This is a genomic window from Oscillospiraceae bacterium, assembly GCA_031265355.1.
In the GTDB taxonomy this organism is placed as follows: Bacteria; Bacillota; Clostridia; order Oscillospirales; family UBA929; genus JAIRTA01.
Map to the genome: position 1 here is coordinate 23,628 of JAISCT010000073.1, position 7,356 is coordinate 30,983.

General features: G+C 65.4%; 8 protein-coding genes. 1 reads left to right on the forward strand and 7 read right to left on the reverse strand.

What is annotated here, in order from left to right:
• Positions 1 to 12 precede the first annotated feature (12 nt).
• Complete coding sequence (locus LBK75_11155; GenBank protein ID MDR1158835.1) at positions 13 to 1,782, forward strand: PAS domain-containing protein; 1,770 nt, start codon at positions 13 to 15, stop codon at positions 1,780 to 1,782.
• 37 nt (positions 1,783 to 1,819) lie between these two features.
• Here the strand turns inward: LBK75_11155 and LBK75_11160 are convergent, their stop codons facing one another.
• The 7 genes from LBK75_11160 to LBK75_11190 form a co-directional block, all read right to left on the reverse strand.
• Positions 1,820 to 2,437 carry a peptidase C39 gene (locus tag LBK75_11160; GenBank protein ID MDR1158836.1) on the reverse strand — a complete coding sequence of 206 codons (618 nt, stop codon included), beginning with the start codon at positions 2,435 to 2,437 and terminating at the stop codon, positions 1,820 to 1,822.
• A gap of 84 nt (positions 2,438 to 2,521) precedes the next feature.
• Positions 2,522 to 3,670 carry a GNAT family N-acetyltransferase gene (locus tag LBK75_11165; GenBank protein MDR1158837.1) on the reverse strand — a complete coding sequence of 383 codons (1,149 nt, stop codon included), beginning with the start codon at positions 3,668 to 3,670 and terminating at the stop codon, positions 2,522 to 2,524.
• Between the two features lie 107 nt (positions 3,671 to 3,777).
• Positions 3,778 to 4,701, reverse strand: a complete 924-nt coding sequence (locus tag LBK75_11170) for a dihydroorotate dehydrogenase (GenBank protein MDR1158838.1) — start codon at positions 4,699 to 4,701, stop codon at positions 3,778 to 3,780.
• The gene (locus tag LBK75_11175; protein ID MDR1158839.1) at positions 4,701 to 5,459 is read right to left on the reverse strand and encodes a dihydroorotate dehydrogenase electron transfer subunit; all 759 of its coding nucleotides are present in this window, start codon (positions 5,457 to 5,459) and stop codon (positions 4,701 to 4,703) included. Before LBK75_11175 ends, LBK75_11170 begins: the two co-directional genes overlap by 1 nt.
• Before the next feature lie 247 nt (positions 5,460 to 5,706).
• Complete coding sequence (gene pyrF / locus LBK75_11180) at positions 5,707 to 6,627, reverse strand: orotidine-5'-phosphate decarboxylase (GenBank protein ID MDR1158840.1); 921 nt, start codon at positions 6,625 to 6,627, stop codon at positions 5,707 to 5,709.
• Positions 6,624 to 6,995, reverse strand: a complete 372-nt coding sequence (locus LBK75_11185; protein ID MDR1158841.1) for an Ig-like domain-containing protein — start codon at positions 6,993 to 6,995, stop codon at positions 6,624 to 6,626. Before LBK75_11185 ends, pyrF begins: the two co-directional genes overlap by 4 nt.
• Positions 6,996 to 7,044: 49 nt before the next feature.
• A partial coding sequence (locus tag LBK75_11190; GenBank protein ID MDR1158842.1) for a flagellin occupies positions 7,045 to 7,356 on the reverse strand: 312 nt, incomplete at its 5' end.

Consider the following 7,356-nt stretch of genomic DNA (forward strand, 5'->3'; position numbering starts at 1 on the left):
GGGGACGATTGGATGAAGAGGGCCATTTTTTACCGGCTGCTGGCACTTTCCGCGGTGGCCATTGTGATTTGCAGCGTGCTCTCCGCCGCGTTTTTTTCAATGTACATGCGGAACGAAACGCGGAACTGGCTGGTGCGGCTGACGCTGGCCGCTGCGGCGGGCTATGACGCGCGCGCCGACGCCGCAGCGCTGTCACAGTCTGCCGGCGGGCTGCGCGTCACGATTGTCGCGCCGAACGGCACGGTGCTGGACGACTCCGAGGCGGACGCGGACCGAATGGAAAACCACGCGGGCCGAGATGAAATCGAACACGCGCGGCTGGGTCGGCCCACCGTGGCTGTACGCGACAGCCACACGCTGGGCCGATCCTTCATGTACGCGGCCGTGGAGATGCCGGACGGCAACGTCCTGCGCCTCGCCCACGACTACGCCGGAGCCCTCTCGAATATGGCCGTGCAGCTCCCCGGCGTTTTGGCGGCGGCGGGCGCCGCGCTGGTTTTGGCTGTCTTTTTGGCCGGCCGGTTCTCCCGGGCCGTCACCAGCCCGCTGGAGAAGGTGATGGCGCTCCTGGCCCCCGACAACTTGGAGGCCTTGACGCCGATCGGTCCGGAGTCGGCCGCGGCGCTGTCGGAGTTGCCCACTTACTACGAGATCGAGCATATGATGCGCAGCATCCGGCGGCTGCTCGGCAACATCGCGCAGTCCCACCGGAGCCTGCTGGCGGAGCGCGAGAAAATCGAGAGCATTCTCTCGAACATGGCCGAGGGTTTTGTTTTGATCGACGGGCAGAAAAAGATCCTCCTGTGCAACCAGAGTGCCAAGCTCTTTTTCGGCTGCCGGGAGGATGTGGTCTCCAAGGATATCCTCACGCTGATCCGCGACCCGGATATACACCGCGCCCTCGACGACGCGCTACGCCACGGGCGCTCCTCGGCGCTCGATCGGGAGACGCCCGGCGGCCTCGTGCTGCACGTGTCCGTGTCGCCCGCCGCGAGCGGCGAGGCGGGCGCAAACGGCCCCGGCACCGGAACCGGCGCGACCGTGATGCTGCTGGATATCACCCCGGCGCGGCGGCTGGAGGAGCAGAAGCGGGATTTCTTCTCAAACGCCTCCCACGAGCTCAAGACGCCGATCACGTCGATTTTGGGGTTTTCGGAGATGCTGAGCCGCCGCCTCATCACAGGGGAGAGCGAGCGGGACGAGGTCCTGCAGCGGATCGAAACGGAAGCCCGGCGGATGTCCGGGCTGATCGGCGATATCCTGACTGTTTCCGATCTTGAGTCGCGGCGCGCGCCTCCGGACAGCCAGCGTTTCGATTTCGCCGAAGTGGTCCGCGAGGCGGTCGATTCCGTCTCCCCGGTGCGGGGGGGCGCGGCGATCGAGATTACCGCCGAGGTGGAGAGCGTCCCGGTCCGGGCCAACCGGCGGCAGCTCCATGAACTCTGCGTCAATCTGATCGAAAACGCGGTCAAATACAACAAACCCGGCGGCCAGGTGCACATCACCCTACAGGCCGCCGGCCGCGCGGCCGTGCTCGTCGTGCGGGACACGGGCATCGGCATCCCCCCGGAACATCAGGCCCGTGTGTTCGAGCGTTTCTTTCGGGTGGACGCCGGCCGGGACAAAAAAGTGGGCGGCACGGGGCTCGGCCTGTCCATCGTCAAACACATCGTAAACCTCTACGGCGGGGAGATCTCCCTGCAGAGCCAAAAGGATGTGGGCACCCGCATCGAGGTCCGCCTCCCCGTCGCCGAAGACACACCGGAAGATGCGCCGTCGTAGGCGGGGCTTATCTTACGCGTTCGTTCGCGCCGCGCCGTCACAGAAAATACTCGATGGTCCACTCCGCCGTTTGGCGTGTCTCCTGGTTGAAGAGGATCACGGCCTCCCGGTCGTCCATCTGTCCGAGTGCGTACGGCGTGCGGCCCTCGCTGTTCAAGACATCAAACGCCACACGGCGGTTGCAGGCCGCGCCGTCCGGGACGAGCGCGATGCCCGGCCGGCCAAACGGACGTTTGCGGTAGTAGGGGTCAAACATGTCCACTTTGTCGCAGCAGACGCCGGTGAGCAGGACATAATGCTGGCAGCCGTACCACAGACGGAGCACCACAGCGCCCCCCTGCTGCAGCGCGCCGACGAGGGCGCTGTGGCGGCTGACGCCCACCTCCTCTCCCGACAGATAGTCACAGGAGAGGGGGAATTTTTTGGCCCGGGAGAACTGGTTCATCCAGTTGCTCAGAAACATCATCGCCATCCGCGAGGTGCCGTTCTTTCCAAATTCACCCTTCCCGTTGTAGGCGTCGAGGCAGTACATCATGATGTACTTGGGCACATCCGGCGGGATCTGCTCCCGGTCAAACAGGAAACTGACCGCGTTGAGCAGACTGGTCGGGCCGCAATCATATTCTGTGATCTGATAGCGCAGCGGCACTTTCAATGTGATCCCCCCGGTTAGTTGTTAGTGGGCGAGTTGTTAGTTATTGTCAAAATTTACTGGTTTTTAGTAGCTTGTTTCTGATAACTATATGCGCATTTGCAGCGCAAACAGAGTGCCGTGCGGGGCGTCTTCGCGGGTGCAGTGGACAAAGCCCATCTTCTCGTAAAAGCGGCGGGCCGACCGGTTGGACTCCGCCACCCGCAGGTGCAGGGCGTGGCGGCCCAGCGACCGGTAGACGCTGACCGCGTGGCCGACGAGCTGGGCGCCCAGCATCTGCCCACGCGCGTCGGCGCGCAGGTAGACGAGCGAGAGGTGTCCGGTGTTGTCCGGCGTCAGCGCCTGGACGTCGAGCTCCAGCAAGCCCACCGCCGTCTCTCCGCGCATGGCAAACACGACCGCGCGCGGGTGGGCGCCGGCCATACGTACCGTGTGGGTGCGCGTGGCCGGTTCGCTAAAGCCGCGTGTATGACCGTAGACGGAGACCCAGGCGTCCCGGCGGAACGCATACGCGAGATCGGCGTCCTCCGGCAGGCAGATCGGCCGGAACCATAAGTTGACGTCGGTCTCCGCCGCTTGCCCCGAGCGCCACCAGTGCTGCCGCGCAAACGTGGACAGCGCCCCCAGGTGGGACCCGTCTCCCAATGCGCGGACGACCGGCGCGCCCGCGCCGTCCCAGTCGAGGCAGCTCACCGATGTGTTGTCGCTGTGGGGGATCTCCGCGAGGCGCGCGGGCGGCAGACCCGACAACCGGGCCAGCAGCGACCGGATCGCGACGCCGTGGGAGATGATGGCCACGGTCTCCGACGGCAACGGGTGGGCCGCCGCGATGGCGCGCGCCGCCCTGTAGACGCGGTCCCACACGGTTCTCATGCTCTCGCCCTCCGGCACGGAAAACTGCCACGGGTCCCGACCGAACACGGCGTAGCGCGCAGCGTCGGCGCGCGCCAGTTCGCCCCAGGGCCTGTCCTCCCAGGCGCCGAGGTGGATCTCCCGCAGCGCCGGCAGAGACTGTATGGCCCGCCCGTCCGCCGGGGTCAGCGCGCCGGCCGTCCGCCGCGCCCGGCCCAGGTCGCTGGTGTACACCCCGTCGAAGCGTACGGCCGCAAAACGCTGCCGCAAGGCCCCGATCTGCGCCTGTCCGTTCGGCGTGACGAGACTGTCGTAGTGTCCGTGCGCACGCCGGTAAAGATTGCCCTCCGCCTCGGCGTGGCGCACCACATACAGCCTGGCCATGTGCACACCCCCGGTTTGACAATTGACAATTGATAGTTGATAATTGATAGTTGTTTTTTGTTTTTGCTATCTGTTTTGTGGTGTTCTGGTGTGCTGGCAAGAGATTTTTATTCGAGGAGGGCGCCGGTGAGAGTGCGGATGTCGGAGATGCCGTTTTCTTGGCAGTAGGATGTCAGGCCCTCGAGGATGGAGAGGGGCGCGGTCTCGTCCCGAAACAGCGCCGTACCCACGGCCACGGTGTGGGCGCCGGCCAGCAGGAATTCTACGGCGTCCTCCGCGCAGGCAATCCCCCCCATGCCCATGATGGGCAGCCGCACAGCACGGGCCGCCTGGTAGACGCAGCGCACGGCCACAGGGCGAATGGCCGGCCCCGAGAGTCCACCTGTCCCCCTGTACAAAACGGGCCGGCGCGTATGGACATCGATGCGCATCCCCACCAACGTGTTGATGAGTGAAAGCGCGTCGGCACCGGCGCTCTCCACCGCGCGGGCCATCTCGGCGATGTCCGTCACATTGGGCGTGAGTTTGACCATGACGGGGACGCGCGCGCGGCGCTTCACGGCCTCGGTGACGGCCGCCGCCGAACGCGGATCCGTGCCAAACAGGAGGCCGCCGGCCTTTACGTTGGGGCAGGAGATGTTGACCTCCAGCATATCCACGCCGCCGTCCGAGAGCAGCCCGGCCAGCGCCGCGTATTCCTCCACCGTATCGCCCGACACATTGGCGACGACGAGGGTGTCAAACCCGCGCAAAAACGGCAGCTCGTCGCGCAAAAACGCCTCCGCCCCCGGGTTTTGGAGCCCGACGCTGTTCAGCATACCCATCGGCGTCTCGGCGACGCGCGGCGGGGGGTTGCCCGCCCGGGGGCGCAGCGTGAGCCCTTTGACGCAAACGGCGCCCAGCCGGCCGAGGTCAAAGTACTGCCCGTACTCGCGGCCGAATCCGAAAGTGCCGGAGGCCACAGCCACCGGATTTTGAAACGTCAGGCCGGCAAAGGGCACGGCCATGTCGACAGCCCGGTTCGCATCCATCACCACACCACCGTTTCCGCGTCGAAGACGGGCCCGTCGAGGCAGACGCGGCGGAACGTCTCTCCTGCCTCGCGCCCGACCCGGCAGGCACAGGCCAAGCAGGCGCCGACGCCGCAGGCCATGCGCTCTTCGAGCGACACCTCACAGGGCACGCCCGCCGCCCGGGCCGCCTCGGCCACGGCCCGCAACATCGGGCGCGGCCCGCAGGCCAGCACCCGGGCGTAGGCGGTCTCCGCCAGCAGCCGCCGAACGACGGCGTCTGTGAATTCGCGCGTACCCAAGCTGCCGTCGTCCGAACAGAAGGCTGTTCGGGCACACAGCGACGCCAGTTCGTCGGTCAGCACGGCCAGCGGCGCGGCGCGAAATCCAAGGACGGCGTGGGCCGCGCCGGTCAGGCGCCGCGCCGCGAGCAGCAGCGGCGGTACGCCGATGCCCCCGCCGGCGAGCAGCGTGGGCGGACCCTCCGGTTCACAGGTAAAGCCCCGGCCCAGCGGTCCGAGGAGATCGAGCGTGTCCCCCGGCTTTCGGGCGGCCAGATACCGGGTGCCCGGCCCCTTGTACTCAAAGACAAAGCGCCACACGCCGGCCTCCTCGTCGCAGTCGCAGAGGCTGATCGGGCGCCGCAGCAGCAGCGCGTCGCCACAGGCGATGTGGGCAAACTGCCCGGCCCGCGGCCTTTGGGCGGACGCGTCCACCCGGACCCGCAGGTCCGCCGCGCCCGGGCGCGGATTTTCGTTTGACAAAACCGTGACAGTCACGGCTGAAGACACCCCCCTGTTAGTTGTCATGTAGGGGACGCTGTCCTCGGCGTCCCGCCGTAAGATTGTTTGACAGCTCCTCAAGGGGCTGTCAAATGATCCGTTGCGAAGTGATTGCGCCGGATTTTTGGGGCAAGACGCGAAGGACGACCGCCGCAAGGCTTGGTGCCTTGCAAGGGAGGACGACAAAGGATTGCGCCAAAAAGACAAGCAAGCAAGCATTTGCAACGGATCGTTTGGCAGCCCCTTAAAGACAGGGGATGTAGAGGCGGAGTTCGTCGCGCATGCGGAGGGCTTCGGCGCGGGCGGCGTCCGCGTAGGCGCCGGGAGTCCCGGCCTTCTGCCAGGCGCATAGGATGGCGCGGGAGGAGTTGACAATGGCGCCCCGGCCCAGCGTGTCGAAGGCGCGCGCCGCGTCGATGGCCGCCCCGCCCTGCGCACCGTAGCCGGGCACCAAAAAGAAGGTGCCGGGCAGGTATCGGCGCAGCTCCGTCATCTCCGCGGGCTGCGTGGCGCCCACCACGAGGCCCACGGATGAATATCCATATTTCCCCATTAATGTCTTGCCCCAACGCTCGCTCAGTTCGGCTACGACGCGGTAGAGGGGCCGGTCGGGCGCGGGCAGGGTTTGGAGTTCTTTGGAGGAGCGGTTGGAGGTGCGTCCGAGGACGAAGAGCGCGCGCCCGCGCGTCTGGCAGGTCTCCAAAAACGGTTTGATGCTGTCGGTGCCGAGGTAGGGGTTCACTGTCAGCGCGTCGGCGTCAAACGGCGCGATGTCGGTGTGCCCCACCCGCACGGTGCCAAGGAAGGCGGCGCTGTAGGCCTCCGCCGTGGAACCGATGTCTCCGCGCTTGGCGTCCGCGATGATGTAAAGCCCCTGGGCGCGGGCGTAGGCGATGGTCTCCTGCATCGTCCGCATCCCCTCGGGGCCAAGGCATTCGTAGCAGGCCGACTGAAGTTTCACGGCGGGGACGATGTCGTACAGCGCGTCCACCAGCGTCCGGTTGAAGATGAGCACGGCCCGCGCGGCGGCGGCCAGCGTCTCGCCGTCCCGGGCGATCGCGTCTTGCAGCAACGGCTCCGGCAGGTACGCAAGGCGCGGGTCCAGCCCCGCCACGGTGGGATTTTTCTTCTCTCGGATTTTGTCGATCAAGCTGTCGATGCTCATACAAAAACCTCCGCCACGTCCGCGCCGCCGTCACAATTTTGCAATACTGTATTACAATTGTCTCTATCATACCACACCACCGCGCCTGGGCGCAAATGGTTTCGCGGCGACAGCAGCACTTCTATTTCGCATGTCGCCGAAATACCATTCGCCGTTGTCGCGGTAATCTCCGCAAAGCCTTCGGTCAACGCCATTACCAATCCGTCTTCCGACACCGCCGCGACAAAATCGTCGCTCGATGTCCACGTGACCGACTTGTCCAGCGTGTCAGCCGGAAGAATCTCGGCTGTGAGCGAAAAACATGTTTTCCTGCAAGCAGAGGAACAGGGAACGGCTTTGCCGTTCCCTGTTCCTCTGCTTGCATCTATGGAAATTGTGAAAGGGAGGTATGAAGGCGCAATTATGGGATCCGCCGGCTCACCGCAGGAGCTGGAGCACGGTCTGCGGGGCCTGGTTGGCCTGGGCCAGCATGGCCGTGGCGGCCTGCTGGAGGATGTTGTTCTTTGTGAAGTTCATCATTTCCTTCGCCATATCGACGTCGCGGATACGGCTCTCCGCCGAGGTCAGGTTCTCACTCACCGTATCGAGGTTCGCCACCGTGTGCTCCAATCGGTTCTGCACCGCACCGAGAGAGCTGCGCTGCTCGGAGACGTGTTGGATGGCAGCTTCGATGGCGGCGATAGAATCCTGAGAATTCTGATGGTTGTCCACTCTCAAATTCGCAATGCC

Coding starts and splice junctions, on each gene's coding strand:
- LBK75_11165 (MDR1158837.1), bottom strand. CDS start 3,670: ATGGCCAGGCTGTATGTGGTGCGCCACGCCGAGGCGGAGGGCAATCTT.
- LBK75_11170 (MDR1158838.1), bottom strand. CDS start 4,701: ATGGATGCGAACCGGGCTGTCGACATGGCCGTGCCCTTTGCCGGCCTG.
- pyrF (MDR1158840.1), bottom strand. CDS start 6,627: ATGAGCATCGACAGCTTGATCGACAAAATCCGAGAGAAGAAAAATCCC.
- LBK75_11155 (MDR1158835.1), top strand. CDS start 13: ATGAAGAGGGCCATTTTTTACCGGCTGCTGGCACTTTCCGCGGTGGCC.